Here is a 25777-nt window from a genome sequence, read left to right as displayed (position 1 = left end):
AACCGCCCCGCACGGGTGTCACAATCGGCTTCCGTTCGCGTACCGTTGCCGCTCATGGGTGTGTCGCAACGTCTGAAGACCAGGTTCCGGCGGTTCCTCCAGCGCCCGGGAACGACGGTCGACCTGGCCCCGCTGGAGAAGCTGCTGCCGGCGATCGAGGCCCGCGAGGCCGAGCTGGAGAAGCTCTCCGACGCGGAGCTGACCGAGGCGGCCGGGCAGGCCGCCGGCTACGAGGAGCTCTGCGCGATCGGCCGCGAGGCGGCCCGCCGCGGCCTCGACCAGCGGCCGTACGACGTCCAGCTGCTCGGTGCCATGGCGCTGCTCTCCGGCAAGGTCGCCGAGATGGCCACCGGTGAGGGCAAGACGCTGACCGCGGCCATCGCGGCCTACGGGCACGTCCGGATGGGCAACGGCCCGGTGCACGTGCTCACCGTCAACGACTACCTGGCCCGCCGTGACGCCGAGTGGATGGGCCCGGTCTACGCCCTGCTCGGGCTCACCGTCGGCTGGGTCAACGAGGCGTCCACCCCCGAGGAGCGGCGTGCCGCCTACGCCTGCGACGTCACCTACATCGCGGTCAGCGAGGCCGGCTTCGACTTCCTCCGCGACCAGCTCGTCACCGACCTGTCCGAGCGGGTCCAGCCGGCCCTGAAGACCGCGATCGTCGACGAGGCCGACTCCATCCTCATCGACGAGGCCCGGGTGCCGATGGTCCTCGCCGGCGCGGTCCCCGGCGAGCAGGACCCGGTGCACGCCGCCGCCGCGCTGGTGCGCGGGCTGCGCAAGGACCGGCACTACACGATCGCCGAGGACGGCCGCAGCGTCGCCTTCACCTCGGTCGGCCTGGCCACGGTGGAGGCCAAGCTGGGCGGCATCGACCTCTACGACGAGGAGCACGTCGGGCAGCTCTCCGCGGTCAACGTGGCGCTGCACGCGCACGCCCTGCTGCACCGCGACGTGGACTACATCGTCCGCGACAAGTCGGTGGAGCTGATCGACGAGATGCGCGGCCGGGTGGCCCAGCGCCGCCGCTGGCCGGACGGGCTACAGGCGGCGGTCGAGGCCAAGGAGGGCCTGGACGCCACGGCCGAGGGCGAGGTGCTCGGCACCATCACGGTGCAGGCCTACATCGCGCTCTACCCGACCGTCTGCGGGATGACCGCGACCGCGGTCCTCGTCGGCGACCAGCTCCGCGAGTTCTTCGGTCTCGAGGTGGCGGTGATCCCGCCGAACACTCCGTGCGTCCGCGAGGACGAGACGGACCGGATCTACGCGACCCGGGCCGAGAAGGAGGAGGCGCTGATCGACGAGATCCGGCGCTGCCACGAGGCCGGCCGTCCGGTGCTGGTCGGCACCCTCGACGTGAAGGAGTCCGAGGGGCTGGCCGCCGGCCTGCACGCCGCCGGGGTGTCCTGCGTCGTGCTCAACGCCAAGAACGACGACGAGGAGGCGGAGATCATCGCCGAGGCCGGCGCGTACGGCGCGGTGACCGTCTCCACGCAGATGGCCGGCCGGGGCGTGGACATCCGGCTGGGTGGCAGCGACCAGGCCGACCGGGAGCGGGTCGCCGAGCTGGGCGGCCTCTACGTGATCGGCAGCGGCCGGCACGACAGCCGCCGCGTCGACGACCAGCTCCGTGGGCGGGCCGGCCGGCAGGGCGACCCGGGTGGTTCGGTCTTCTTCGTCAGCCTGGAGGACGACCTGGTCGTGCGGCACGCCGGCGACACCGTGCCGGCCTCGCCCCGGATGAACGCCGACGGCCTGGTCACCGACCCGCAGGTCGACTACGCCGTGGAGCACGCCCAGCGGGTCGCCGAGGGCGTCAACCACGAGATCCACCGCAACACCTGGCGCTACAGCCAGGTGATCGAGCAGCAGCGCAAGGCGCTGGCCGAGCGCCGGGAGCGGCTGCTGACCAGCGACATCGCCGCGCTCATGCTGCTGGAGCGGGTGCCGGAGAAGGCCGGCGAGATGGACGAGGACCTGCTGGCCGAGGTGGCCCGCAAGATCGCCCTCTACCACCTGGACCGGCTCTGGGCCGAGCACCTGGCCGAGCTTTCCGAGGTCCGCGAGGGCGTGCACCTGCGGGCGCTGGGCCGGCTGGACCCGCTGGACGAGTTCCACCGCAGCGCGGTGCCGGCGTTCAACGCGCTGATCCCCGAGATCGAGACGCGGACGATCGCCACCTTCGAGGAGACCGAGTTCTCCGACGGGTGGGAGCCGGACGCCGCCAAGCTGGTGCGGCCGACCGCGACCTGGACGTACCTGGTGCACGACAATCCGTTCGGCTCGGAGCTGGACCGGCTGATCGCCTCGGTGGGGCGGCGGCTCATCTCCGGCTCCCGCTGACCGTCCGCAAAAGGGGTCCCTGCCGGCTCGCACCCCGCCGGAAGGGACCCCTTTGCGCGGTTTCGATCCCGGTTTGGGAGGGTAGTAGGCCGGGGCTTCGACTCAGGGAGAGAGCGATCATGGGACAGGCAACGGCGCCGGACGGGCACACCGCGGGGACGCGCGCGGAGGTGGCGGAGGCCGTGGCCCGGTGAACCTCGACACGCGGGACCCCATGACGGACACGCTCGGGGTGCTGGAGACCGCCGCGCTGCTGCGGGAGCTGACCGCCAGCCTCATCGCGGTCACCGACTTCGACGAGGCGCTGGACCGGCTGGTCCGGATCGGCCGGGACGCCGTACCCGGGGTGGACTGCTGCGGTTTCACCGCGCTGCGCGCCGGTGAGCCCGCCGGGGTGGCCGCCTCCGACCCGGAGCGGGCCGAGCTGGACGACCTGCGGCACGGCCCGGACACGCCGGCCCTGACCGCCATCCGGCGGCGCGAGATGATCACCGCGGCCGACCTGGCCGGGGAGTCGCGCTGGCCGGCCTGGGCGGAGCGGGCCCGCGGGCTGGGCGTGCACGGGGTCATCGCCGCGCCGGTGGACGTGGACGAGCAGGTGATCGGCGCCATCAACCTCTACGCCGAGTCGGCCGGCGCGCTCGCCCCCCGGCACCAGCTCACCGCCATGCTCCTCGCCGAGCACGCCGGGCTGCTGCTGGCCGCCACCCGGGACCGGGAGCGGCTGGCCGCCCGTGCCGACCAGCTGGACACGGCGGCGCTGGCCGACGGCGTGGTCGGGCAGGCCGTCGGGGTGATCATGACGCAGCGCGGCTGCCCCGCCCCGGAGGCCCTCGACGTGCTGCGCAGCGCCGCTTCCTCGTTGGACATCCCGCTGCGCGAGGTGGCCGAGCGGCTCCTGCTCACCGTCTCCCGGCGCCGGGACAACTGAGCGACATTCGTTTCGTCCCGGCGGGCCTCGGGTAGCACCCTGGACTGGTGAGCTGCGCGGACCTGGGGAGGAACCGATGGAGAGCCGGCTGCGGGTGCAGGGAAACCCGATCCAACCGATGCTGGTGACGTTCCCGTTCGGGCTCTTCGTCAGCGCCGCGGTCTTCGACCTCGCCGACGTCGCCGGCGGCCCGGCCTTCCTCGGCGAGGTGGGCTACTGGACGGCGGTCGCCGCCCTGGTCGCCGCCGCGCTCACGACGGTCGCCGGGATGGTCGACCTGTGGGACGTGCGGGCCGACCGGACCCGGCGGACCGCCATCACGTTCAACCTGGTCAACGCCGCGATGGCGGCGCTGTTCCTGCTCACCTGCCTGATCCGGGCCCAGGCGCCGCAGCGCGGCGCGAACGGCGTCGAGGTGGCCACCGAGCTGCTGGCGCTGGCCGTGGGCTCGGTCGGGGTGTGGCTGGGCTCCCGGCTCATGCGCCAGTTCGACCGGGGCCGGGCCGCAGAGCCCACCGGCTTCGAGGCGCTGCGGGACATCCCCGGCGCCACTGTGGAGATCATCCGCCCGAAGGCCTGAAAACGCCTTGCCGCCGGCCGCCCCCGGCCGCCAGGCTCGCCCGGTGGACACCGAACGAAACGCCGACGAGCTGATCGCCGAGGGCGCGGCGGCGCCGGTCGAGGGCTGGGGCTTCGCCTGGCTGACCGGGCGGGCCAGCGAGGAACGCCCGCCCTGGGGGTACGCCCGCCTGGTGGGCGCCCGGATGGCCACCGTCCGTGCCGCGCTGGACATCGACACCGGCGGGGGAGAGGTGCTGGCCGAGGTGCCGGTCCCGCCGCCGCTGCTGGCCGCCACCGAGGCGTGGCCGCCGAACGTGCCGGTCGCCCGGCGCACCCTCCGCCGGGTCGGGGCCACCGTGATCCAGGTGGCCGACCGGCCGCCGCTGCCGTTCCGCGACGCCGCGTTCGACCTCGTGGTCAGCCGGCACCCGGTGGACACCTGGTGGGACGAGGTCGCCCGGGTGCTGCGCCCCGGCGGCAGCTACCTGTCCCAGCAGATCGGCGCCGGCACGGTCCGTGAGCTGAGCGAAGCCCTCCTCGGGCCGCTGCCGCCGCCGGAGCACCGCCACCCCGAGCAGGCGGTCGCCGCGGCCGAGGCCGCCGGGCTGACCGTGGTGGACCTGCGCACGGCCACCCTGCGGACCGTCTTCCACGACATCGGCGCGGTGGTCTGGTTCCTGCGCAAGGTGGTCTGGACGGTGCCCGGCTTCACCGTGGACCGCTACCGCGCCGAGCTGCGCCGCCTGCACGAGCGCATCCGCGCCGAGGGCCCGTTCGTGGCGCACGCCCAGCGCTTCCTCATCGAGGCCCGCCGCCCCTGACCCGGCCGGGGTCAGTGCGCGGCGGAGCGGTGGGCGGCCAGCACATCGGCGCCGAAGTCGCTGTCCGGGCGGCGCAGCACGGTGTGCGCGTGGTTGCCGTCCTCGGCGGTGTTGTCGTACTCGATCAGCAGGTCGTCGCCCTGGATCCGGTAGTAGTGCCGCCAGCCCGGGCCGACCGGGCCCGCCCAGGCGAAGTGCAGCTCGCCGCCGGCGAGCCGGCGCGCCTCCCGGGTGGCCAGCTCCGGCGGGAGCCGGTCGAGGTAGAGCGCGACGAGCCCGTCGAGCAGCGCCCGGCCCGACGGGGCGAGCCGGCCGCGGGGCACGCCGAGCGGGTCGAGCCGCCCCGGCGCGGTGGGCCGGGTGGCGCTGATGATGTCGGCCGGCGCCTCGTCGGTGACGATCGCGGCGGCCCGGCCGGCCGGCCCGATGGCGTCGAGCAGCTCCCGGGCGAGGTCCTCCTCCGGCCCGAGCGGCCGGGAGACCGGCCGGCCGGCGTGCCGAACGGTGGCCGGGTTGGCGCCCAGGAAGACCGGGGCGGGGGAGACCTGGTCGTCGACCACGGTCATGCTGACCGACAGGTGGTGCCCCTCGAACCGCCACGCCCACCGGTCGTCGCGGGTCGGGTCGCCGAAGACCGCCACCCAGTAGTCGCCGCTGTGCCGGCCACGCTGCCAGCTCTCCGCCCGGTCCAGCACCTCCTCCAGCGCCACCACGGCCATGGCCTGGGCGTAGGCGGCGGGGCTGAGCGCGGTGGCCAGCAGCCGGTGGGCCGCCTTGCGGGCGGCGAGGGTCAGGTCGGCGAGGCTGACGCCGGGGCGGGGCCGGGGCCGGTACTCCAGCCACCGGCGCGCCGGCTCGTCGTCGAAGTCGTGCCGGGCCCGCTGTCGGGCCGGCTCGTCGAGCGCCGCCAGCAGCGCGCCGGCCGCCGCGCGCATCTGCTCGGGTACGGGATCCTCCACCGCCCTTGTATACCGTCCCGCGGCCGGTCCCGTCGGGCTGCCTGGTAGCTTGCCGAGCCGGCACGGGAGGCGCGGATGGACGATCGGGTGTACGTCGGCAACGCGGCGGTGGACGGGGCGACCGACGCGGGCTGGCTGCTGGGCCACTTCAAGCCGCCCGGCGACGTCCGGCACAGCACCGAGGTCGAGGTGAAGTGGGGCGTGCACCCCGCGGGGGAGACCCGCTCGCAATGGGCCACCGGCGAGCGACGTACCGCCCTGCTGGTGCTGATCAGTGGAGCGTTCCGGATCGAGCTGCCGGATCGCACCGTGGTGCTGCGCGCGCCCGGCGACTACGTGGTCTGGGGTCGGGGCGTGGACCACTCCTGGTACGCCGAGCGCGAGTCGGTGGTGCTCACGGTGCGCTGGCCGTCGGTCCCCGGCTACCGGGTGGAACCGCCCGTCCTTCGCTGACCTCCCGGCACGCGGACCGAAGCGTCCCAGCATGCGGTATTACCTACTAAACCCATAGGATTTAGAGGCTATGCTGAGGGGGCAACGCCGCCCCCGTACCGTGAGGACGCCCCGCCCATGACCAGCTCCGACCCGTCCGACCTGCTCGCCGTCGCCGCCCGGTGGGCCGATCCGACCGGCTGGCCCGTGCCGCTGCGCTTCGACCACGCGCAGCGGTGGTACGCGCGGCTCGCCGCCGACGCCGAGCACGAGGTGTGGGCGCTGAGCTGGCTGCCCGGGCAGGGCACCGATCTGCACGACCACGGCGGATCCTCGGGCGCCTTCCTGGTCGTCGCCGGCGCCCTCACCGAGGAGACCGTCACCGGCGGCCGGCTGCGCCCGCACCAGCTCGCCGCGGGCGCCGGCCGCCGCTTCGGCCCCCGGCACGTCCACGTGGTCACCAACCGGAGCGGCCAGCCGGCCGCCAGCGTGCACGTCTACCGGCCCGCGCTGCGCCGGATGACCCGCTACCGCCTCGACGCCGGGCGGCTCCTGGTCGCCGAGGTGGCTGAGGCCGGGGTCGCCTGGTGAACCGGCCCGCGCTCCGACCCCGACCGTCGCCCCTGGAAAGGACGCCACGATGGCGCACACCCCCACCCGCTCCGAGAGCTGTCCGGTCCCACCGCCCGGCTCCCGGGGCATTGACGAGATCCTCGCCGCCGCCCGCGCGCGGCTGCGCCGCCTCGACCCCGAGCAGGCCCACCTGGCGGTCCGGGGCGGGGCCCTGCTCGTCGACATCCGGCCCGCCGGCCAGCGCGCCGCCCACGGCACCGTGCCGGGCGCCCTCGCCGTCGAGCGCAACGTCCTGGAGTGGCGCTTCGACCCGCGCTGCGCGGCCCGGCTGCCCCAGGCCGTCGACTACGGCGTGCCGGTGGTCGTCCTCTGCCAGGAGGGCTACACCTCGTCGCTGGCCGCCGCCGCCCTCCAGGACCTCGGCCTGCACCGGGCCACCGACGTGGCGGGCGGCTTCGCCGCCTGGCGCATCGCCGGCCTGCCCACCCTCGGCCCGACCCCGCCGCTCCGACCCTCACCCGCCGCGCCCCCGGTGACCGCCGGCCGGGCGCCCCGCTGACCGCCCCGCCGCACCCCCGGTGGGGCGGGGCGACCGCCCGCACAGGAGGCTCCCATGTCCGTCGTCGCCATCTCCTCCCGTCCGGCCCGACCGGGCCGCCCCGACCGCGTCGCGCCGCACCGGCCGCGCACCGCCCCGACCCTGACCATCACCCTCGACCTGGGCGCCGGCGCGCTGACGCCCGGCCTGGCGCGGCTGGTCGACCTGCTGGACGAACTGGCCGCCTCCGGTGAGGGCCTGCTCCGGCCCGAGGAACACCGGGCCGCCCGCGCCGTGCTCGACCTGCGCCGCGCCGCCGCGCCGCCGGAGCCGCCCGCGCCGCCCGCCGGGGCCGAGGAGCCCGGCACCGTACGCATCCTGACCGGCACCCGGCGGATCCGCCACGACGGCGTCCAGGTGACCCTCACCCGGATCGAGTACGACCTCCTGCTCTTCCTCGCCGAACATCCCCGGCGGGTGTTCACCCGGTTGCAACTTCTCGCCAACGTCTGGGGCTACGAGCACGCGGTCGCCCGCACCGTCGACGTCCACGTGCGCCGGCTGCGGGCCAAGCTGGGCGTCGACACGCCGCTGGTGACCACGGTGTACGGCATCGGCTACCGGCTGGCCGACGAGGCCCGGATCGTGCTGGACCGCGAGCGCTGAGGCGCCGCCGTCCCCTGCGCGGCGTACCCGGTTCGCGGGTGCGCCGCGTTCACGTTTGCGCGTGCACCGGCCATTGTGAACCGGCCGGGGACCCCCCGTACCGGGTCAACTCGTCGCTCTGCTGTAATCAACGGGCCTCGTACGCAGAGCGAGCATCCGGCTCCGATGTGTTCGTCAATTGTCACATTCATGCAACGCAGCCGCCCCTTGACCCTCGCACAGGCGCCGGGAAGCATCGATGAAGCGGCGTCCCGGGCCGTGGGGAGATACCCGGACCAGCCAAGGAGGACCATGTCGGTCAGCCCCGCCTCGTCGCGCGCCGGATGGCATACGTCCCAACCCGCGGTTCCGGGTCGTCCCCCCGGCGGCCAGCGCCGTCCCGCCAACACCTCGGCGCCCATGCTCACGGTCACGCTGAACATCCCGCTGGCCTGCGAGGAGTCGCTCACCCCGGCCGCCCGCCGGCTGCTCGACGCGGCCCGTGAGCTGCTCGAACGCGGCGATGCCGTGATCAGCACCGGCGCCGCCCCGGCGGAGCGCCGCCCCGACGCGGTGCCGGCCAACCGCGCGCCAGGGCGTCCGCTCGCGCCGACCATCCCGACCCTGCACATCCTGGCCGCGTCCCGGTCCGTGCTCCGCGACGGCGAGCCGCTGCCGCTGACCCGGCTGGAGTTCGACCTGCTGCTGCACCTCGTCGCGCACCCCCGCCGGGTGTTCACCCGGCTGCAACTTCTCAATGCCGTCTGGGGCTACGAGCACGCTGGCGTCCGCACCGTGGACGTGCACGTGCGCCGCCTGCGCGGCAAGGTCGGAGTGGATGTCCCGCTGGTCACCACCGTCTACGGCGTCGGCTACCGGCTCGCCGACGACGCCCGGGTCACCATCGACCGCACCGGCTGACACCGCCCCGGGTCCGGCCGCCACGTGCCGATCGCCTCCGGACGGAGCCCCGACCGCCCGGCCGATCGCACCGTGACGCGCTCCTCAGGGACGGAGCCCCGGCCGATCGCATGGTGACCCGTCCCGCCGGGCAGGATGATCGGATGCGCGTCCGCCCCATCACGCCCGAGCTGCTCGTCGCCGAGCTGGCCGACCGGCTCGCCGGCGCCGCCGTGCCCGGCCGGCTGCGGGTGGCCGTGGACGGGCCGCCGGCCGCCGAGCCGGACGTCCTCGCCGCCGCCCTGGTCGACCCGCTGCGCGCCGCCGGCCGCCCGGTCCTGCACGTGCGGGCCGCCGACTTCCTCCGGCCCGCCTCGGTCCGCCTCGAGCACGGCCGGACCAATCCGGACGCCTACTACGAGGGCTGGGTCGACGAGGCGGGCCTGCGCCGGGAGGTGCTCGACCCGGCCGGGCCGGCCGGGTCGGGCCGACTGCTTCCGTCGCTGTGGGACGCCGCCGCCGACCGGGCCAGCCGCGCCTCGTACGTCGACCTGCCGCCCGGCGGGGTGGTCCTGGTCAGCGGCGCGCTGCTGCTCGGCGGCGGCCTGCCGTTCGACGTGGCCGTCCACCTGGTGCTCTCCCCGGCGGCGCTGGACCGGCGGACCGACCCCGAGCTGCGCTGGACCCTGCCGGCGTTCGCCCGGTACGCCGACGAGGTCGACCCGGCGTCCTTCGCCGACGTGGTGGTCCGCGCCGACGACCCGCGGCACCCCGCCCTGGTCGAGGCCGGCTGACCCGGGCGGCCGGCCCGATTCGGGACGACCGCGGCCGGGGCGGCAGGGACGGGGACGCCCCGGACGGCGCAGCCGGGCAGGAACGGCGACGAAGAACGCGGAAATCCGCGGTTTGGCCCGTGGAGCGGGTGGGTAATCGCCCGGCTCACAGAGCACGGGTGATCTCGCCCGGGCATCCATCGGACCACGTTCCGGGGCGCTCGCGCCCCGGAGGTGTTATGAGGCCCCAGGAAAGGCAGGCAGCGATGCTCGTCCACGACACGACAGCCACGGGCCGCTCCCAGGCGGAGGTCGACCAGATCCGGCAGTCCCTGACGTCGCGGTACGACGAGCTGACCGCGGAGTACGAGCAGGCCGTGCTGCAGAGCCAGGTCCTCCGGCTGGTCGAGGTCGGCGACACCGCCGGCGACGACCAGGCCGACAGCGGCACCAAGACCGCCGAGCGGGACACCGCCCAGTCCCTGCTGCGCACCATCCTCGACCGGCGCGCCCAGTTCGAGCACGCGCTCACCCGGCTCGACGAGGGCACCTACGGCTTCTGCGAGGGGTGCACCGCGCCGATCCCGGTCGAGCGGCTGGAGATCTTCCCGTCCGCCACGTCCTGCGTGTCCTGCAAGCAGACCCGGGAGCGGCGGGCGGCCTGAACGTCGCCCGGGTTGCCGGTCGGTCCCGGTAGCGGTGGACTCACCAGATGGGTGACATCAAGGTGGGCACCGCCTCCTGGACCGACCGGACCCTGCTCGACTCCGGCTGGTACCCGGCGAGCGCCGACACCGCGGAGAAACGGCTCTCCTATTACGCGCGGCAGTTCCCGCTGGTCGAGGTCGACGCCACCTACTACTCGCCGCCCGCCGAGCGGACCGCGCAGCTGTGGGTGGACCGCACCCCGCCCGGCTTCACCTTCAACATCAAGGCGTTCAGCCTGCTGACCGGGCACCCGACCCGGGTCTCCGCGCTCTACAAGGACCTGCGCCCGGACACGGAGAAGAAGAACCTCTACCCGGACGACCTGCCGCCGCAGGCGTACGAGGAGGTCTGGACCCGGTTCCTGTCCGCCCTGGACCCGCTGGTCGACGCCGGCAAGCTGGGCGCCATCCTGTTCCAGTTCCCGCCCTGGTTCACCATCCGGCGGGACAACAAGCAGTACCTGCTCGAGGTGGCACGCCGGTGCGCGCCGCTGCGCCCCGCCTTCGAGTTCCGGCACGCCTCCTGGTTCGACGGCGACAACGCCGAGGAGACGCTGGGCTTCCTGCGCCAACACGAGCTGCCGTTCGTCTGCGTGGACATGCCGCAGGGACACAAGTCGTCCGTACCCCCGGTGCTGGCGGCCACCGCGGACCTCGCGGTGGTGCGCTTCCACGGGCACAGCGACAAGTGGACCAGCAAGGACATCCACGAGAAGTTCGGCTACGACTACTCCGAGCGGGAACTGCGCGACTGGGCGCCGAAGCTGCGCGAGCTGGCCGGCGAGGCCGAGCACACCCACGTGCTCATGAACAACTGCTACCGCGACTACGCCCAGCGCAACGGGACCACCCTGGCGGGCCTGCTCGACGCCGGCTGACGGTTCACCCGCACGGGGTGAGGGCGCCTCACCCGGTGCGCCAGCAGCATGGACGGTGTGCGCGGTCCGTCGACCGGCGCGACCGCGCGGCCGAGGAGGAGGTGGGGTCATGACGGTGCGGGTCGTAGCGGATCGACGCCGTGGCGGGGTGCTGCACGTGGTCGGGACTCCCGACGCGCCCCGGCGGGGCGGGCGGCCCGGTCGGTTCAGCCCGACCCGGCTCTGGCGGGGGCCCAGCGGGCCGCCGCGACGCACCGACGACCGACGCTGGGAAAGCGACGCACGGGGGTGGGGAGATGGCTGAGCAGTTGATTTCCGCGTTCGAGTCCTCGCTGGACAAGACGAACGTGATCCTCAAGGAGATTGAGTCGGCGTACGGCTGGCCGAAGGCGCAGCGCAACCAGTCCTACGCGGCGCTGCGCACGGTGCTGCACCTGCTGCGGGACCGGATGCCGGTGCAGGAGAGCGCCGAGTTCGCCCAGCAGTTGCCGGTGCTGGTGCGCGGCATCTACTTCGACGGCTGGCAGCCGCAGAACGTGCCGATCAAGCTGAACCGCGACGACTTCCTCTACGAGGTCCGCCAGGGCTTCCCGTACGACGTGGAGGGCGGCCCGCAGCGGGTGGTGCAGGTGGTGCTGGACACCCTGCGCCGGCACGTGACGCAGGGCGAGTGGGAGGACGTGAAGGCCACCATGCCGAAGGACCTGGGTCAGATGATTCCCTGACCGGCTCCGTTCCCGGCCCGCTCCGCCGCACCGGCGGGGCGGGCCGGCGGCGTCCGGGTGACCGGCAGCCCGGCCCGCCGGGCCAGCCCGGCGAAGGCCACCGCGTCGACGATGGCCGCGCCGCCCGGGTCGTTGTTGAAGTAGACGTACGCCGGCTCGCCGCCCGGGAAGGCGGCGGCCAGCCGGCGCACCCAGGTGGCCAGCGCGGCGCGGCCGTAGCGGGGCCAGGGCCGGGCCCGGCCCTCGTGCAGCCGGAGGTAGCCGAAGTCGGTGGTGCGCCACAGCGGGGTGACCGGGCGGCTCAGCCGGTCCGCCCAGACCAGCGCCGCCCGGTGACGCTCCAGGACCCGCCGGGTGTCGTCGGTCCACCAGGACGGGTGCCGGGGCTCCACGGCCACCCGCACCTCGGCGGGGAACAGCCGCAGCGTCGCGTCCAGGGCCGCGGGGTCGGCCCGCATGGTGGGCGGCAGCTGGACCAGCACGGGCCCGAGCCGGTCGCCCAGCCCGGTCGCCCGGTCCAGGAAGCGGGCCACCGGCTCGGCCGGCTCCCGCAGCCGCTTGATGTGGGTGAGGTAGCGGCTCATCTTCACCGCCACGCAGAAGTCGTCGGGCGTGCGGTCCCGCCAGGCCACGAACGTGTCCCGCTCGGGCAGCCGGTAGAAGGCGTTGTTGACCTCGACCGTGGCGAACCGCGCGGCGAAGTGCTCCAGCCAGAGCCGCTGCGGCAGCTTCGCCGGGTAGAAGCGCTCCCGCCAGTCCCGGTACTGCCAGCCCGACGTGCCGACCAGGATCATCGCGGCCGCCTAGGCGAGGTCGATCCGGAACACCTCGAAGGCGGCCCCGTACCGGACGCCCAGCCGGGCACCGGCCGGCCGGGCCAGCCCCTCGAGGAACTCCTCGGCATCGAAACCGCCGTCGCCCAGCCCGCTCAGGTACGCCCCGTGCGCCCGCAGCGACGCCACCCCCCGGTCGAAGCTGGCCGTCACGTCCACCCCGTGCCCGGCCTGCGGGGAGCCGGCCGCCCACACCTCGCGGACCCGGGACCACGGCCCCACCCCGTCGGTGAGCTGCTCGGGGAAGATCCAGCGGTTGCCCGCGTCGCGGACGGCGTCCAGCGTGGCCCGGCCGCAGGCGATGTGGTCGGCCTGGTTCAGCGCGTACGCCCCGTCCCAGGTGTCCCGGAAGTTGTTGGTGACCACGATGTCCGGGCGGTGCCGGCGCACCACGGCGGCGATCGCGCGGCGCAGCGCCACGCCGTACTCCAACAGGCCGTCGGGGAGGCCGAGGAACTCCACGGTGTCCACCCCGACCACGGCGGCGGACGCCCGCTGCTCCTCCTCCCGCAGCACCCGGCTGCGCTCCGGCGGCATGCCGTCGATGCCCGCCTCGCCGCTGGTGAGCAGGCAGTAGACGACCTCCTTGCCCTGCCCGGTCCAGCGCGCCACCGCGGCGGCCGCGCCGAACTCCAGGTCGTCCGGGTGGGCCACCACGGCGAGCGCCCGCTGCCAGTCCTCGGCCAGCGGCGTCAAGGGCTCCGGTTGCCCCACGGCCACCCCCTTCCCGCGTGCTCCTTCCCGCCATCCTGGCACCGGACGCGCCCCGCCGCCCGCCGAGCTCGCCGGGGCGCGGCGAACCGTCCGTGCGGCGCGGTCGCGGCGTCTACGGTGTGGTTAGAGAAGATCGGGCGTGGGGTACCACCCGCTGCACACGGACCCCGACGCCGGGGCGGCACACCGAGGGAGACCCATGGCACTCAACGACGACGACATGCAGACCACCGGCGGCGGCGGTGCCGAGGGCCCGGCCGACGGTGGCGCGACCCCGGGCCAGCAGGACGGCGGCGCCGACGGCGGCGCGGACCGTGGCGCGGAGCGCGGCCTGGACGAGGGTGCCGACACCGGCGCGGAGGGCCCGGCCGACGGTGGCGCGACCCCGGGCCAGCACGACGGTGGCGCGGACGGCAGCGCCGAGGGCCCGGCCGACGGCGGCGCGACCCCCGGTCAGCGCGACGGCGGCGCCGACGGCAGCGCCTGACGGATCGCCGTGACGCACCTCGACCCGCCGGGCGGCCACGGCCGCCCGGCGGTTCCGTCTTCCGCGGCCGACGCCCTCGCCCGCTGCGTGGCGGTCGAGCCGGCCAAGTTCGCCGCCGACCACTGGGGGCGCAGCCCGCTGCTGTCCCGGGCCGCCGAGCTGCCCAACCCGGCCGGCTTCACGGACCTGCTCAGCCCCGCCGACGCCGACGAGCTGCTCAGCCGGCGCGGCCTGCGTACCCCGTTCCTGCGGGTCGCCAAGGAAGGCCAGTTGGTGCCGGCGGCGCGGTTCACCGGCGGCGGCGGCGCGGGCGCCGAGATCGGCGACCAGGTCCTCGATGAGAAGATCCTCGCCCTGTACGCCGACGGCGCCACCCTGGTCCTCCAGGGCCTGCACCGGACCTGGCCGGCGCTTGTCGACTTCGCCCGCGATCTGGGCGCCGCGCTGGCCCAGCCGTTGCAGGTCAACGCCTACCTGACCCCGGCCGGCAACCAGGGCTTCGCCACCCACTACGACACCCACGACGTGTTCGTGCTCCAGGTGGACGGGCGCAAGCACTGGCGGATCCACCCGCCGGTGCTGCCCGACCCGCTGGAGAAGCAGCCATGGGGCGGCCGGGCCGACGAGGTCTCCGCGGTCGCCGAGGGCCGGCCCGCGCTGGACGTGGTGCTCGAACCCGGCGACGCGCTCTACCTGCCGCGCGGCTGGCTGCACAGCGCCGAGGCGCAGGAGTGCAGCTCGCTGCACCTGACCGTCGGCATCCGGGCGCTGACCCGGTACGCCCTGGTCGAGGAGCTGCTGGCGCTCTCCGCCGAGGACGCGCGGCTGCGCGCCGGGCTGCCGTTCGGCGTCGACGTGGCCGACCCGGACGCCATCGAGCCGGAGCTGACCGAGACGGTCGAGGCGCTGCGCGACTGGCTGCTGCGGGCCGATCCGGCCGCGGTGGCCGCGCGGCTGCGCGACCGGGCCTGGCCGGCCGCCCGCCCGGCGCCGATCCGGCCCCTCGCCCAGGCCGCCGCCCTGGCGGCGCTCGACCCGGACAGCCGGGTCGCGCCCCGGGCCGGGCTGCGCTGGCAGCTCACCCCCACGGGGGACGGGAAGGTGGCGCTGCGCCTCGTCGACCGCACCATCACCCTGCCCGGCACCTGCGAGCCGGCGCTGCGCGCGCTGCTGGCCGGCGAGGTGACCCGGGTCGGCGATCTGCCCGGCCTGGACGACGACGCCGACCGCCTGGTCCTGACCCGCCGCCTCCTGAAGGAAGCCGTCCTGACCCCGGCCTGACCCCCGCACCCCACCCTCACCCGTGCCCACCGCCCGGCCCAGCGTCGGTGATCATGAAGTTATCGCCCTCGGCCACGGCGTGTCGCGGCAACAACTTCATGATCACCGAGCCGGGCCGACCCGGTGCCCGGACCGGGCCGAGGCCCGGCCCGGCAGGGCCCGCCGGGTCGGGTCAGCGGGTGAAGGTCAGGGTCAGCAGGAGGGCCGTCGTCGCCAGGCCGGCGGCGGCGACCAGCAGGATCGGGCGGGGGGTCAGCACGGCGTGGCGGCGGTCGGCCAGCAGCCGGGCCGGCGCCAGCCCGACCAGCGGGCCGAGCAGCGTCACGACCAGGGCCAGCACCGGCATGCCGACCGCCAGGTCCCCGCCGGAGCCGGCGCCCAGCGCCCGTGCCCCCGCGCCCAGGGCGTACGCCACCAGCGCGCCGCCGATGCCGCAGCCGACCAGCAGCGGGTTGGCCGAGCCGGGCAGCTCGCCCGGCTGCCGGGTGCGGTCCAGCAGCTCCCGTACCCCGCGCAGCAGCGGCACCGGGTCCCCGGCGGCGTCGCGGGCCGGCCCGGGCGGGTCACCCAGCCGCCGCCCGCCGGCGCCGATGCGCTCCCGGAGCTGCCCCCACAGGTGGGTCGCCTCGGTGTCCACCCGCTCCACCATCCGCCGCGCCTCGGCCACCTCGGCCTCGGCCTGCCGCACCTGCTCGGCGGCGTCGGCCACCGCGCGGTCGGCGGCGGCGACCTGCTGCGCGTACCAGCCGTGCGCCTCGGCACGCTGGGCGGCCACCCGGGCGGTCAGGTCGGCGAGCCGGCGGACGTGGGCGGCGTACGTGTCACTGGCAACCGGTGCGTTCATCGGGACGGACCATAAGGGATGATCACCTGTCCGGTGCGGTGCACCGCCCGGTCGAAGTAGAGGCCCCGCCACGGGCGGGGGTACCAGTCCGGCCCGCCGGTGCCCGGATAGAGCGAGGAGCCCAGCTCGGCGCCTTGCACGTCGAGCGCCACCCAGGCGCCGATCTGGTCGGTGCGCGCCGCCGGCCCGCCCAGGTCGACCCGCATCCGGGCCACGCCGCGCCACCAGGCCAGCACGTGGGTACGCCGCTCCGGCCCGTCGTGCAGGATCCGGCGCAGCTGCTCCAGCCCGGTCCGCCGTCCCGCCTTCCCGGCGAGCTGCCCGGCCGCCGCGTCCACCGCGTACAGCAGCAGGAAGTGCGGGGTCTGCGGGGTGCCCGGCGCGCCGAGCGCGTCGCCCACCTCGGCCATCAGCTCCGGCACCGTCTCCTCGTCGTACCAGGCGGCGTCGTCGGCCAGGTCCTCGTAGAGGGCGCGGGCGGCCGGGTCGGCGTCCGGGTCGAGGCACGCGATGGAGAACCGGGCGGTGCCGGGCCGGTACTGCCGGGCCAGGGAGCGGGCGGCGGCGTCGAGCACCGCGCACGCCTCGTCGACCCGGGTGCCGAGCACGGCCAGGTTCCGCCCGGGGGCGCGGGGCAGCCGCAGCGCCGCCGAGCGGGCCTGCACGTCGATGATCTCGCCGAGCAGCGCGACCGCGCTGCGTGGCACCCCCTGCTCGGGGGCGGTGAGCGCCCGGAAGTCGGGCGCCTCGGCCAGCCTCGGGATCGCGTCGCCGTCGAAGAGCCGGGCCGGGGCGGCGTCCTGCGGGCGCATCCGCCACAGCCGGTGCTGGAGCTGGCTCCACGTCTCCCAGTCGCCGGCCGACGGGATGCGGGCCACCTCGTTTCCCTCGGCCAGGCCGGACTCGGCGTTGACCACGGCGTGGTGCCGGGGCAGCGACTGCGCGGCGTCGTTGCGTTCGGCCAGGATCCGCAGCGCCTTGGGCAGCGCGATACGCAGGGTGAACTGGGCGACCAGGGCGGGCCGCCCCCACAGCGCCTCGATGCCGCGCACGTCCTGCGAGGCGAGGACCAGGTGGATGCCCTGCGACCGGCCCCGCCGGGCCAGGTCCTCCAGCAGGTCGGCGGCCTCCCGGGCGACCACGTCCCGGCCGGCGAGCAGCGCCTGGAACTCGTCGACCACCGCCACGATCCGCGGCCAGTGCCCGGTCGGGTCCACGGCGCGCAGCTCGGCCAGCTTGGTGACCTCGTGCTTCTTCGCCGCGTCGGCCCGGCGGCGCAGCTCCTCGGCGAGGAACCGCAGCAGCGCCAGCCCGAACTCCCGGTCGGTGTTCACGTTGATCCCGACCAGCCGCATGTGCGGCAGCCAGCTCGGGTCCCGCCGGCCCTGGGCGAACCGGGCGAAGGACACCCCCTCCTTGAAGTCGAGCAGGTAGAACTCCAGCTCGGCGGGGGAGTAGCGGGCGGCGAGCGCGCCGATCCACGCGAAGATCAGGTTGGTCTTGCCGGTGCCGGACGGGCCGCCGATGAGCGCGTGCGGCGGGTAGTCGCCGAGGGTGAGCAGCACCGGCCGCCCGTGCGGGCCCTCGCCGATCGGCGCGGTGAGCCCGTGCGCCGAGTCCTCCCGCCAGTATTCCCCGGCCGGGGGGAGCAGGTCGGTGAAGGGCGCCGGCGGTGGGCCGGCGTTGACCCGGGAGGCCACCTCGCGGCAGGTCTCGGTGACCAGCCCGGCCGGCGGTGGGGCGTCGAGCGCCACCGGCAGGCCGCCGATCCGGGCGTCGTCCGGGTCCACCACCACCCGCGTGACGGTCGGCCCGTCGGGCAGGTCGATGCCGCGGACCACCAGGTGCACGCCGCAGGCCGCCCCGGTGCGCACCACCCGGTCCAGTTGGCCGCGCTCGTGCCGGGACAGCTCGTCGCCGCCGAGCAGCACCGCCACCCGCCACGGCTCCGGGCGCCGGCCGGTCGCGGCCGCCAGCTCGCGCAGCGACGCGTACTCGCCGGCCAGCACGGTCTCGTTGATCCGGCGGATCTGCTCCACCAGGTCGTCGAGGAGCCGGCCCAGGCCGCCGGGGCCGACGAAGGTGAGCAGCCCGGCGGTGCCGAGCGGGGCGAACCCGGCCAGCCCGCCGCCCAGGTGCTCCGGGTCGTACCCGAAGAGCCGGACCGCGCCGGGGTCGGCCCGGCCGACCGAGCGCAGCAGCAGCGCGGGCACGACCGCGGCGACGCCCTCCCGGTCGCTGCCGGCGAGGTGCACGTGCCCGGCGTCGAGCAGCGGAACCAGCGCCGGGACCGGCTCGGCGCCGGGGATGCGTACCGTGCCGACCCGGACGGCGCCGGGCGGCTCGGCCCGGCCGGCGGGGGTGGCCCGCCAGCCGTCCCACGGCGCGGACGCCGCGCCCGGGGCCTCCCGCCCGGCCGCGGCGGCGGCCCGGCGGGCCAGCTCGGCGATCCGGGCGGCATGCCGGGCGTCGATCTCGGCGAGCCGCTGGTCCCGCGCCGTGCCCACCCGCTCCGGCACGGCCGCGGCGGCCCGCCGCACCCGGGCCAGCCGGTCGCGGGCGGCGACCAGGTCGGCGTCGGCGGCGACGAGGCGGGTCCGGGTGGTGCCCAGGGCCTCGGAGAGCATCCCCCGGACCCGCGTCACGAGTTGCGCGCGGACGTCAGCCACGGGACGGCTCCCGGTCGTCGGTGTCCTTCGGCAGGTCCCGGCCGAGCCGGTCGAGCAGCACCCCGGTGACCACGCCGGCCGTGACCGCCGGGTCGGCGGCGTGCGGCTGCTCCTGGTCCTCGGCGCGGCGCGGCGGGGGCATCCGGCAGACCCGGGTGAGCAGGGTGTCCAGCACCGGCGGGGGCAGGCCGGGCAGCAGGTCACGGACGCGTCCGTCCAGCTCCCGGCGTAGCCGGCCCAGGTCGTCGGCGCGCGGCGGGTGGCCGAGCAGCTCGCCGGCCAGGCCGCGCAGCATCGGCGGGGCGATCGCCGCCAGCCCCAGCCCGATGTCGGCGTGGGCCCGGCGCAGCTCCCGGTGCAGCCGGTCCCGGTCGCCGGCGCGGATCCCGGTCACCACCCGGCGCAGCAGCTCGCGGGAGTCGGCGACCCGCTCGTCGGGCTCGTTTGGTGCGCCCTCCCGGCCGCCGGTCAGCTCCGCGACCCGCACCGCCCACCAGCGCCGCACCGCCGGCTGCTCGTCGGGGTCCGGGGCGGCGCCCGGGGCGGGGGGTGCGACCTCGCCACGGGCCGCGTCGTGCCGCGGCCGGCGGTCCGCGGCCTTCGGCGCTTGTGCCCCGTCGGCGGCCAGCCCGATCGCGGCCAGGTACGCCGACAGCTGCTCCTGCGCCACCCGCAGCGCGTAGCCGGCGGTCTCGGCGTGCTCGGTCGCGGCGGACAGCTCCGGCACCCCCATGGGGTTGGCCGATTCCTGGCGCACCCAGCGCAGCCGCTCGCTGGCCTGGCCGAACTTCTCCAGCGCCGCGGCGAGCTGGGCCAGGGGCAGTTCCTCGGCGGCGGCGCGGACCTGCGCGCCGATGTCCTCGACGATGGACACGACCGGTCCTCAGAGGGTGGCGACGTAGAGCTGCGCCTGCTCGACCGCCACGAGCGTGGCGGCGAGACACTCCTCCAGCTCCTGGCTGGCCTGGGTCAGCGAGGCCTGGGCCGCCTCGACGGTCTCGTGGCCGCTGCCCTCCAGCGCGCCGGCCAGGGTCTGCTGCGCCTCGGCCAGTTTCTCCCCGGCCGCCTGCACCGCTGTCTGCCCGTCTCCTATCTGTTGGAGAGCGACATCGATGGCTGCCTTCAGCTCGGCGACGCTCGCCACGGGGGACCTCCTGGGGGCGGGGAGATCTCCATTACAACCCATCCCGATGGGCGGGAGAACATCCACCCTCGCGGCGTTCCTGCCCGGCTGTCCGATTGTCGCTCTGACGTGCGGAAAGACGCCCCACGGCGGGGCCCGCCGGTCCCACCGCCGGACCCACGGGTCCCGTGGACGGGACGCGCCGGCGTCCCGGAGACCGGTCAGCGGGGCAGCCGGCGCGGGCCGTACACCTCGGCGCCGAGCGCGCCCACCCGGGCCCGCAGCTCCCGGTCGGCGGTGACCACCGCCCGGCGGCGCTCCGGCGCGGCCGCGACCAGCGCCACGATCGTGTCGTCGCCGGAGCCGGGCGCGGAGACCACGGCGACCCCGGGCACGGCCGGGACGTCCCGGGCCGCGCCCTCCACCACGAGCACCACCTCCACCGGCGGCGGCAGCTCCGGCGGCATGCCCGCCTCGGCGACGGGCACCAGCGCGTCGCGCAGCCGGGCGGCCGCCCCCGCCCGGTCCCGCCACCAGCCGTCCGGCCGCGAACCCACCACGTTCGCGCCGTCGACGATCAGCAGGGGCCGGGTCTCCATGCCCCCAGCCTGCCACCCGTCCGCGTTTGTCGCGCCGACCGCCGGGTAGCCACCGCCGACCGTGCCGCGCCATGACGCGTCCCGGCGGCCGTGCCGACCGACTGCGGAGGACAGAATGATGGGACCCGGTGACTTCGGCAACGACCCGTGGGACGAGTTCCTGGCCCGGTATTTCGGGCGGGGCGAGGGGGGACGCCGGCCGGCGCACCGGGTCGACATCACCCGGCTCATGACCGCCGACGCGCGGGAGATGCTGGCCGACGCCGCCCGCCGCGCGGCCCAGAAGCACAGCAACGACCTGGACACCGACCACCTGTTGTGGGCGGCGTTGCAGCGCGAGCCGCTGCGCGACCTGGTCCGCCGGGCCGGCGCCGACCCGGACGCGCTGGTCAACGCCCTCGGCGGGCGAGGTGACGGTGCGCCCCGGGGCGAGGTCCCGCCGAACCTGTCGCTCACCCCGGCCGCCAAGCGGGCGCTGCTCGACGCCCATCAGCTGTCCCGGGCCATGGGCGCCAACTACATCGGCCCCGAGCACATCCTCATGGCCCTGCCGCTCAACCCGGAGTCGCCGGCCGGCCGGATGCTCGCCGCCGGGCGGATCCAGCCCGAGTCGCTCCAGGCGGCCAGCGCCGAGCGCGGCCCGATGACCGGCCCGAAGCCGGACCGCGGCACCCCCACCCTCGACCAGTACGGCCAGGATCTCACCGACCTGGCCCGGATGGACCAGATCGACCCCGTGATCGGCCGGGCCGACGAGATCGAGCAGGCCGTGGAGATCCTGTCCCGGCGCACCAAGAACAACCCGGTGCTGATCGGCGAGGCCGGCGTCGGCAAGACCGCCATCGTGGAGGGGCTGGCCGAGCGCATCTGCGACGGCGACGTCCCGCAGACCCTGATCGGCAAGCGGGTCATCCAGCTCGACCTGGCCAGCCTGGTCGCCGGCACCCGCTACCGGGGCGACTTCGAGGAACGGCTCAAGAAGGTGATCGACGAGATCCGCGCCCACCGCGAGGAGCTGATCGTCTTCCTGGACGAGATCCACACCCTGGTCGGCGCGGGCGGCGCGGGCAGCGAGGGCGGCATGGACGCGTCCAACATGCTCAAGCCCGCCCTGGCCCGCGGCGAGCTGCGGGTGATCGGCGCGACCACGCTGGACGAGTACCGCAAGAGCATCGAGAAGGACGCCGCGCTGGCCCGCCGGTTCCAGCCGGTGCTGGTCCCCGAGCCCACCGTCGAGGACACCGTGGCCATCCTGCGCGGCCTGCGCGACCGGTACGAGGCGCACCACCAGGTCCGCTTCACCGACGAGGCGCTGGTCGCCGCCGCCGAGCTCTCCGACCGGTACGTCACCGACCGGTACCTGCCGGACAAGGCGATCGACCTGATCGACCAGGCCGGCGCCCGGGTGCGGCTGCGCACCCGCACGCCGGCCGCCGACGTGCGCGAGCTGGAGCAGCAGCTCGACGAGGTACGCCGGGACAAGGAGCAGGCCGTCTCCGACGAGCAGTACGAGCGGGCCACCCAGCTGCGTGACCGCACCGCCGAGCTGGAGGACCAGCTGCGGCGCGCCCGGGGCGACGAGGGCCCCAACCAGGTGCCCGAGGTCGGGCCGAAGGAGATCGCCGAGGTGGTCTCGCGGGCCACCGGCATCCCGATCAACCAGCTCACCGAGGAGGAACGGGACCGTCTGCTGCGCCTGGAGGGGCACCTGCACGAGAGGGTGGTCGGCCAGGACGAGGCGGTCAGCGCGGTGGCCGAGGCGGTGCGCCGCTCGCGTACCGGGCTGGCCGACCCGGACCGGCCGATGGGCAGCTTCCTCTTCCTCGGCCCCACCGGTGTCGGCAAGACCGAGCTGGCCCGGGCCCTCGCCGAGGCGCTGTTCGGCGAGGCCGACCGGATGGTCCGGGTGGACATGAGCGAGTTCCAGGAGCGGCACACCGTCAGCCGGCTGGTCGGCGCGCCCCCCGGCTACGTCGGCTACGAGGAGGCGGGCCAGCTCACCGAGGCGGTGCGCCGCCGCCCGTACGCGGTGGTGCTGCTCGACGAGATCGAGAAGGCCCACCCGGACGTGTTCAACATCCTGCTCCAGGTGCTCGACGACGGCCGGCTCACCGACAGCCAGGGGCGCACGGTCAACTTCAAGAACACCGTACTGATCATGACGAGCAACCTCGGTTCGGAGCTGATCACCGGCACCCAGCGCACCGTCGGCTTCGGCGCCGGCGAGCCCGGCGAGCAGGAGACCAGCGAACTGCGCGAGCGGCTGATGCGCCGCCTGCAGGAGAACTTCCGGCCCGAGTTCATCAACCGGATCGACGAGGTGATCATCTTCCAGCGGCTGGAGGCCGAGCAGCTGCGCCAGATCACCGGTCTGCTGCTGGAGGAGACCCGCCGCCGGCTGCACGCCCAGGACATCCGGGTCGAGTTCACCACCGCAGGCGTGGATTGGCTGGCCGAGCACGGCTACCAGCCCGAGTTCGGCGCCCGGCCGCTGCGCCGGGTCATCCAGCGCGAGGTCGACAACCGGCTCTCCCGGATGCTGCTGGAGAACGAGATCTCGCCCGGCCAGCAGGTCACCGTCGACGCGCGGGACGGCCAGCTCGCCATCGAGGTGAGCGCCACCGACCGCGGCTACACCGCCGCGTCGACGTCCCATCCGCGATGAGGCAAAGCGCCCCAACCCCGACGGATCGGAGGGCGGACATGACCGAACCCGAGGAGACCCGGGAGGACGAACGCAGCGAACCCATCGTGGCGCCGCCGACGGCAAACCCGGCCCGGGTCAAGGTGCCGCCGGAGGGCTTGAAGCAGGAGACCGACAAGGGCGAGGGCGACCCGACGCCGTCCGGGTCGCCGTCGGGAGAGGAGGCGTGATGGTACGCGAGGCGCGACTCGATCCGGAGGTCGAGGTGATCTGGGACGACTTCCACGCCGAGGTCAACGTCCCCTCCGAGCAGCTCCGGCAGTGGTTGCTCACCCGCGGCTCGGGGGAGGAGGCGTTCGGCCCGAACCCGGACCTCGACCTGCCCGAGCCGGGGCGGCGGATCCTCCAGGTGCTCACCAAACGCAAGGTGGACCTGACGCCGGAGGACATCGAGGTGATGCGGGACGCCATCGAGCGGATCCGGGCGCTCAGCGCGGAGAAGCCGAGCCGGGGCAACGCCGACGACGAGTGGCGGCACTCCCTGCTCGACCTGGGCCACGACGTCCTCATCGAACGCTGACCGCGGGACGCGGTCCTCCCTGAACGCTGACCGCGGGACGCGGTCCTCCCTGAACGCTGACCGCGGGACGCGGTCCTCCTTGAACGCTGACCGCGGCACGCGGTCTCCTTGAACGCTGACCGCGGGAACGCCGACGGCACGGTGCGGCGGCACCCGGGACCCGGTCCCGGGCGCCGCCGCCGTCCGCTACTCGGACTCCATGCTGGGCAGCATCAGCCCGGCGGCGTCCGCGGCGTCCTGCCGTTCGCCCCGAGCCCGCTCCTCCCGGCTGAGCAGGTTGGCGAACTCGGTGATGTCGGCCGGCTCCGGCACCTCCGGCAACCGGCGCAGGAACGCCTCCAGGTCGGCGGAGGCGGCGGTGTGCGCGGCGGCCGCCTGGCGCAGCAGCTCCCGCTGGTCGGCGGCCGGGTACAGATCAGTCATGTCGCCCAGATACCCGCGCTCAGGCGGTTCGCACCCCGGACGGGGTGGTCGACTGCACGCCGAAGTCCGGGTGGGACAGCAGCCAGGCCAGGTAGTCCGGGTGGTTCGCCAGCGCGTCGGTGTACGCCGCCATCGCCGCCTCCAAAACCGGCTCGGCGACCCGGGCCGCCGGGGCGTCCGGGTGCCAGCCGAGCAGCAGCCGCCAGCGCAGCGGCGCCCCGGCGAGCCGGCGGGTCACCAGGCCGGCCACCGGGCGGAAGGTGGCCTGGCACAGCGCCACCGCCTCGCCGGCGTCGACCAGGTCGAGGCAGCCCCGCACATCCGCCTCGTAGACCTTGCGGGGGGTGAAGCCGGCGCGGGCGCAGGCGGCGGCGAAACAGTCGCCGAAGCAACCGTCGCCGGGCGCGGCCACCCACTGTTCGCGGCGCAGGTCGACCAGGCGCACCTCGTCCCGGCCGGCCATCGGGTGGGTCTGCGGCAGGAGCACGAAGACCGGGTCGACGGCCACCTCCCGCCAGCTCAGCCCGGACTCCGCCGACGGGGTGGCGTCGCCGCACACCCCGGTGAGCGCGAAGTCGAGCCGCCCGCCGGCCACCAGCTGGGCCAGCTCGTCCACCGACCACGACGCGTACATGGTGATCTGCACGTCGGGACGCTCGGCGGCGAGCCGGTGCACCAGCCGGCCGAGGATGGGGCTGTTCACCCCGCCGAACCGGTACCGTTTCAGCGCGTCGCCCGCCCCAGCCAGGCGGGCCGCCTCGTCCTGCAGGCCCTTCATGGCCGGCAGCAGCACGCGGGCCCGGTCCAGCACCAGCTCACCCAGCGCGGTGGGCCGGGCGCCCCGGCGGTCCCGCTCGAACAGCGGCCCGCCCAGGGCCCGCTCGATGCGTTGGAGCTGGGCGGTCAGCGCCGGCTGGGCCAGGCCGAGCGTGGAGGCCGCCTTGGTGACGCTCCCCGTCTCCGCGATCGTGCACACCACCCGCAGGTGTCGCAGCTCCAGATTCATAACGTGACGGTAGGACCACCCAGCGGCTGGGCGGAAGGGTCTTACGGCATCGGTATACCTGTATGGGACAGCCGTCAGACGTCGCGGGGGCGCTCCAGGTCCGCGAGGCGGGTCCGCCGCCCGGAGACCACGTCGCGCACCTTGTCCAGCACACCCACCGCCGGCTCGACGATCTTGTTCCACGGCGGGGTGGCCGGGGTGCCCGGATGCGGCCGGGTCGGGGCGGCCTCCTCGGCGATCTCCCAGCGGTTGCCCAGCCGGATCAAATCGGCGTCGCTGGCCACCTCGCGCAGCGGCGTCACCAGCGCGGCGACCCGGCTGACGTGCCGGCGCACCCGGTCGGCCACGTCGGCCACCGCCGGGTCGTCCGGCCCGGACAGTCCCTTCAGCGCGGTCAGCAGGGCGGCGTCCGCCTCGATCTCCCGGTCCACCAGGTCGACGCTCTCCGGAACGGCGGCCCGGGCGGCCGGGAAGAGGTACTGCTCCTCGGCGGAGACGTGCCGGGACACCGCGGCCGTCAGCACGTCCAGCACCTCGCGGCGGCGCGCCGGGTCCAGGCTCCCGTCGCCGGCCTGCTCGGCCAGCCCGAGCAGCACCCGGTGCTCCCGGTCCACGAGGTCGGCCAGGCTCCGCCCGCCCGGCCGGTACGCGTCGTCGGCGGTGGGTGGCAACGGCGGCAGGGGGACGGTCATGGTGCCCTCCGTGAGCTGGCGGCCACGGCCATCCGGGCTCGGCGCGTCTGGCGCCGCGGAACAGCCGATCGACGGGTGTGGTGGTCCGGC

At 75.4% G+C, this 25777-nt stretch carries 29 protein-coding genes; 18 read left to right on the top strand and 11 right to left on the bottom strand.

Going from position 1 to position 25777, the window contains the following annotated elements:
- The first annotated feature begins 54 nt into the window (after positions 1 to 54).
- The 4 genes from secA2 (at position 55) to ABZS80_RS20120 (ending at position 4662) form a co-directional block, all read left to right on the top strand.
- Positions 55 to 2349: an accessory Sec system translocase SecA2 gene (secA2, locus tag ABZS80_RS20135; RefSeq protein WP_355057853.1), complete on the top strand. Its 2295-nt coding sequence runs from the start codon at positions 55 to 57 to the stop codon at positions 2347 to 2349.
- A gap of 214 nt (positions 2350 to 2563) precedes the next feature.
- A complete protein-coding gene (locus ABZS80_RS20130) occupies positions 2564 to 3280 on the top strand; it encodes a GAF and ANTAR domain-containing protein (protein ID WP_355057851.1) in 717 nt (238 codons plus the stop codon).
- 76 nt (positions 3281 to 3356) lie between these two features.
- The gene (locus tag ABZS80_RS20125) at positions 3357 to 3860 is read left to right on the top strand and encodes a DUF2231 domain-containing protein (RefSeq protein WP_355057849.1); all 504 of its coding nucleotides are present in this window, start codon (positions 3357 to 3359) and stop codon (positions 3858 to 3860) included.
- Between the two features lie 43 nt (positions 3861 to 3903).
- Positions 3904 to 4662 carry a class I SAM-dependent methyltransferase gene (locus ABZS80_RS20120; RefSeq protein WP_355057847.1) on the top strand — a complete coding sequence of 253 codons (759 nt, stop codon included), beginning with the start codon at positions 3904 to 3906 and terminating at the stop codon, positions 4660 to 4662.
- A gap of 11 nt (positions 4663 to 4673) precedes the next feature.
- On the opposite strand, the gene ABZS80_RS20115 is transcribed toward ABZS80_RS20120, so the two are convergent.
- The gene (locus ABZS80_RS20115) at positions 4674 to 5621 is read right to left on the bottom strand and encodes a DUF3500 domain-containing protein (protein ID WP_355057845.1); all 948 of its coding nucleotides are present in this window, start codon (positions 5619 to 5621) and stop codon (positions 4674 to 4676) included.
- Between the two features lie 75 nt (positions 5622 to 5696).
- Here ABZS80_RS20115 and ABZS80_RS20110 point away from each other — a divergent pair, with 75 nt between their 5' ends.
- From ABZS80_RS20110 to ABZS80_RS20070, 9 genes are all read left to right on the top strand, one after another.
- Positions 5697 to 6074: a signal peptidase I gene (locus tag ABZS80_RS20110; RefSeq protein WP_355057843.1), complete on the top strand. Its 378-nt coding sequence runs from the start codon at positions 5697 to 5699 to the stop codon at positions 6072 to 6074.
- Positions 6075 to 6191: 117 nt separating this feature from the next.
- Positions 6192 to 6644, top strand: a complete 453-nt coding sequence (locus ABZS80_RS20105; protein WP_355057841.1) for a cysteine dioxygenase family protein — start codon at positions 6192 to 6194, stop codon at positions 6642 to 6644.
- Positions 6645 to 6693: 49 nt separating this feature from the next.
- Positions 6694 to 7185: a rhodanese-like domain-containing protein gene (locus ABZS80_RS20100; RefSeq protein ID WP_355057840.1), complete on the top strand. Its 492-nt coding sequence runs from the start codon at positions 6694 to 6696 to the stop codon at positions 7183 to 7185.
- 141 nt (positions 7186 to 7326) lie between these two features.
- Positions 7327 to 7830, top strand: coding sequence for a winged helix-turn-helix domain-containing protein (locus ABZS80_RS20095; protein ID WP_355057996.1), 504 nt, complete (start codon positions 7327 to 7329; stop codon positions 7828 to 7830).
- Positions 7831 to 8121: 291 nt separating this feature from the next.
- The gene (locus ABZS80_RS20090; RefSeq protein ID WP_355057838.1) at positions 8122 to 8730 is read left to right on the top strand and encodes a winged helix-turn-helix domain-containing protein; all 609 of its coding nucleotides are present in this window, start codon (positions 8122 to 8124) and stop codon (positions 8728 to 8730) included.
- Between the two features lie 143 nt (positions 8731 to 8873).
- Positions 8874 to 9503, top strand: a complete 630-nt coding sequence (locus ABZS80_RS20085; RefSeq protein ID WP_355057836.1) for a uridine kinase — start codon at positions 8874 to 8876, stop codon at positions 9501 to 9503.
- A gap of 245 nt (positions 9504 to 9748) precedes the next feature.
- Positions 9749 to 10147 (top strand): TraR/DksA C4-type zinc finger protein, encoded by a 399-nt coding sequence (locus tag ABZS80_RS20080; protein WP_151461723.1) that lies wholly within the window; start codon positions 9749 to 9751, stop codon positions 10145 to 10147.
- A gap of 47 nt (positions 10148 to 10194) precedes the next feature.
- Positions 10195 to 11067 carry a DUF72 domain-containing protein gene (locus ABZS80_RS20075; RefSeq protein ID WP_355057834.1) on the top strand — a complete coding sequence of 291 codons (873 nt, stop codon included), beginning with the start codon at positions 10195 to 10197 and terminating at the stop codon, positions 11065 to 11067.
- A 296-nt stretch (positions 11068 to 11363) separates the two neighbouring features.
- Entirely contained in the window at positions 11364 to 11792 is a 429-nt protein-coding gene (locus ABZS80_RS20070; RefSeq protein WP_355057832.1) for a DUF2267 domain-containing protein, read from the top strand.
- Here ABZS80_RS20070 and ABZS80_RS20065 read toward each other — a convergent pair.
- Positions 11777 to 12586, bottom strand: a complete 810-nt coding sequence (locus ABZS80_RS20065) for a DUF72 domain-containing protein (RefSeq protein WP_355057830.1) — start codon at positions 12584 to 12586, stop codon at positions 11777 to 11779. The genes ABZS80_RS20070 and ABZS80_RS20065 overlap by 16 nt on opposite strands.
- A 9-nt stretch (positions 12587 to 12595) precedes the next feature.
- Positions 12596 to 13339, bottom strand: a complete 744-nt coding sequence (locus ABZS80_RS20060; RefSeq protein WP_355057828.1) for a PIG-L deacetylase family protein — start codon at positions 13337 to 13339, stop codon at positions 12596 to 12598.
- A 199-nt stretch (positions 13340 to 13538) separates the two neighbouring features.
- Between ABZS80_RS20060 and ABZS80_RS20055 the strand changes: the two genes are divergently transcribed.
- Complete coding sequence (locus ABZS80_RS20055; RefSeq protein ID WP_151461717.1) at positions 13539 to 13826, top strand: hypothetical protein; 288 nt, start codon at positions 13539 to 13541, stop codon at positions 13824 to 13826.
- 9 nt (positions 13827 to 13835) lie between these two features.
- Entirely contained in the window at positions 13836 to 15107 is a 1272-nt protein-coding gene (locus ABZS80_RS20050; RefSeq protein WP_355057826.1) for a cupin domain-containing protein, read from the top strand.
- Between the two features lie 172 nt (positions 15108 to 15279).
- Here the strand turns inward: ABZS80_RS20050 and ABZS80_RS20045 are convergent, their stop codons facing one another.
- The 5 genes from ABZS80_RS20045 to ABZS80_RS20025 form a co-directional block, all read right to left on the bottom strand.
- The gene (locus tag ABZS80_RS20045; RefSeq protein ID WP_355057824.1) at positions 15280 to 15951 is read right to left on the bottom strand and encodes a hypothetical protein; all 672 of its coding nucleotides are present in this window, start codon (positions 15949 to 15951) and stop codon (positions 15280 to 15282) included.
- Positions 15948 to 18620 carry an FtsK/SpoIIIE domain-containing protein gene (locus ABZS80_RS20040; RefSeq protein ID WP_355057822.1) on the bottom strand — a complete coding sequence of 891 codons (2673 nt, stop codon included), beginning with the start codon at positions 18618 to 18620 and terminating at the stop codon, positions 15948 to 15950. Before ABZS80_RS20040 ends, ABZS80_RS20045 begins: the two co-directional genes overlap by 4 nt.
- A complete protein-coding gene (locus ABZS80_RS20035; RefSeq protein ID WP_355057820.1) occupies positions 18613 to 19494 on the bottom strand; it encodes a hypothetical protein in 882 nt (293 codons plus the stop codon). Before ABZS80_RS20035 ends, ABZS80_RS20040 begins: the two co-directional genes overlap by 8 nt.
- 9 nt (positions 19495 to 19503) lie before the next feature.
- Positions 19504 to 19764, bottom strand: a complete 261-nt coding sequence (locus ABZS80_RS20030; protein ID WP_030504016.1) for a hypothetical protein — start codon at positions 19762 to 19764, stop codon at positions 19504 to 19506.
- A 200-nt stretch (positions 19765 to 19964) separates the two neighbouring features.
- The gene (locus ABZS80_RS20025) at positions 19965 to 20342 is read right to left on the bottom strand and encodes a hypothetical protein (RefSeq protein ID WP_355057818.1); all 378 of its coding nucleotides are present in this window, start codon (positions 20340 to 20342) and stop codon (positions 19965 to 19967) included.
- Between the two features lie 115 nt (positions 20343 to 20457).
- Between ABZS80_RS20025 and ABZS80_RS20020 the strand changes: the two genes are divergently transcribed.
- The 3 genes from ABZS80_RS20020 to ABZS80_RS20010 are packed head-to-tail and all read left to right on the top strand — an operon-like array spanning position 20458 to position 23566.
- Positions 20458 to 23007, top strand: a complete 2550-nt coding sequence (locus tag ABZS80_RS20020; RefSeq protein ID WP_355057816.1) for an ATP-dependent Clp protease ATP-binding subunit — start codon at positions 20458 to 20460, stop codon at positions 23005 to 23007.
- A 38-nt stretch (positions 23008 to 23045) separates the two neighbouring features.
- The gene (locus ABZS80_RS20015; protein WP_192579933.1) at positions 23046 to 23216 is read left to right on the top strand and encodes a hypothetical protein; all 171 of its coding nucleotides are present in this window, start codon (positions 23046 to 23048) and stop codon (positions 23214 to 23216) included.
- Complete coding sequence (locus tag ABZS80_RS20010) at positions 23216 to 23566, top strand: DUF3140 domain-containing protein (protein WP_151464370.1); 351 nt, start codon at positions 23216 to 23218, stop codon at positions 23564 to 23566. Before ABZS80_RS20015 ends, ABZS80_RS20010 begins: the two co-directional genes overlap by 1 nt.
- A gap of 186 nt (positions 23567 to 23752) precedes the next feature.
- Here the strand turns inward: ABZS80_RS20010 and ABZS80_RS20005 are convergent, their stop codons facing one another.
- The 3 genes from ABZS80_RS20005 to ABZS80_RS19995 form a co-directional block, all read right to left on the bottom strand.
- Positions 23753 to 23989: a hypothetical protein gene (locus tag ABZS80_RS20005; RefSeq protein ID WP_151464357.1), complete on the bottom strand. Its 237-nt coding sequence runs from the start codon at positions 23987 to 23989 to the stop codon at positions 23753 to 23755.
- 19 nt (positions 23990 to 24008) lie between these two features.
- Positions 24009 to 24995, bottom strand: a complete 987-nt coding sequence (locus ABZS80_RS20000; protein ID WP_355057813.1) for a LysR family transcriptional regulator — start codon at positions 24993 to 24995, stop codon at positions 24009 to 24011.
- A gap of 74 nt (positions 24996 to 25069) precedes the next feature.
- Positions 25070 to 25687 carry a hemerythrin domain-containing protein gene (locus ABZS80_RS19995; protein WP_355057811.1) on the bottom strand — a complete coding sequence of 206 codons (618 nt, stop codon included), beginning with the start codon at positions 25685 to 25687 and terminating at the stop codon, positions 25070 to 25072.
- Positions 25688 to 25777 lie beyond the last annotated feature (90 nt).

Origin of the sequence: Micromonospora sp. NPDC005305, assembly GCF_040607315.1 — a bacterium.
GTDB lineage: Bacteria > Actinomycetota > Actinomycetes > Mycobacteriales > Micromonosporaceae > Micromonospora.
Note: the sequence above shows the minus strand (reverse complement) of the source record. Positions and strands in the feature narration are given on the sequence as shown.

Coding starts and splice junctions, on each gene's coding strand:
- ABZS80_RS20045 (WP_355057824.1), bottom strand. CDS start 15,951: ATGAACGCACCGGTTGCCAGTGACACGTACGCCGCCCACGTCCGCCGG.
- ABZS80_RS20090 (WP_355057838.1), top strand. CDS start 8,122: ATGTCGGTCAGCCCCGCCTCGTCGCGCGCCGGATGGCATACGTCCCAA.
- ABZS80_RS20065 (WP_355057830.1), bottom strand. CDS start 12,586: ATGATCCTGGTCGGCACGTCGGGCTGGCAGTACCGGGACTGGCGGGAG.
- ABZS80_RS20015 (WP_192579933.1), top strand. CDS start 23,046: ATGACCGAACCCGAGGAGACCCGGGAGGACGAACGCAGCGAACCCATC.
- ABZS80_RS20080 (WP_151461723.1), top strand. CDS start 9,749: ATGCTCGTCCACGACACGACAGCCACGGGCCGCTCCCAGGCGGAGGTC.
- ABZS80_RS20010 (WP_151464370.1), top strand. CDS start 23,216: ATGGTACGCGAGGCGCGACTCGATCCGGAGGTCGAGGTGATCTGGGAC.
- ABZS80_RS19995 (WP_355057811.1), bottom strand. CDS start 25,687: ATGACCGTCCCCCTGCCGCCGTTGCCACCCACCGCCGACGACGCGTAC.
- ABZS80_RS20130 (WP_355057851.1), top strand. CDS start 2,564: ATGACGGACACGCTCGGGGTGCTGGAGACCGCCGCGCTGCTGCGGGAG.
- ABZS80_RS20025 (WP_355057818.1), bottom strand. CDS start 20,342: ATGGAGACCCGGCCCCTGCTGATCGTCGACGGCGCGAACGTGGTGGGT.
- secA2 (WP_355057853.1), top strand. CDS start 55: ATGGGTGTGTCGCAACGTCTGAAGACCAGGTTCCGGCGGTTCCTCCAG.
- ABZS80_RS20125 (WP_355057849.1), top strand. CDS start 3,357: ATGGAGAGCCGGCTGCGGGTGCAGGGAAACCCGATCCAACCGATGCTG.
- ABZS80_RS20105 (WP_355057841.1), top strand. CDS start 6,192: ATGACCAGCTCCGACCCGTCCGACCTGCTCGCCGTCGCCGCCCGGTGG.
- ABZS80_RS20000 (WP_355057813.1), bottom strand. CDS start 24,995: ATGAATCTGGAGCTGCGACACCTGCGGGTGGTGTGCACGATCGCGGAG.
- ABZS80_RS20075 (WP_355057834.1), top strand. CDS start 10,195: ATGGGTGACATCAAGGTGGGCACCGCCTCCTGGACCGACCGGACCCTG.
- ABZS80_RS20055 (WP_151461717.1), top strand. CDS start 13,539: ATGGCACTCAACGACGACGACATGCAGACCACCGGCGGCGGCGGTGCC.
- ABZS80_RS20085 (WP_355057836.1), top strand. CDS start 8,874: ATGCGCGTCCGCCCCATCACGCCCGAGCTGCTCGTCGCCGAGCTGGCC.
- ABZS80_RS20005 (WP_151464357.1), bottom strand. CDS start 23,989: ATGACTGATCTGTACCCGGCCGCCGACCAGCGGGAGCTGCTGCGCCAG.
- ABZS80_RS20070 (WP_355057832.1), top strand. CDS start 11,364: ATGGCTGAGCAGTTGATTTCCGCGTTCGAGTCCTCGCTGGACAAGACG.
- ABZS80_RS20100 (WP_355057840.1), top strand. CDS start 6,694: ATGGCGCACACCCCCACCCGCTCCGAGAGCTGTCCGGTCCCACCGCCC.
- ABZS80_RS20020 (WP_355057816.1), top strand. CDS start 20,458: ATGATGGGACCCGGTGACTTCGGCAACGACCCGTGGGACGAGTTCCTG.
- ABZS80_RS20110 (WP_355057843.1), top strand. CDS start 5,697: ATGGACGATCGGGTGTACGTCGGCAACGCGGCGGTGGACGGGGCGACC.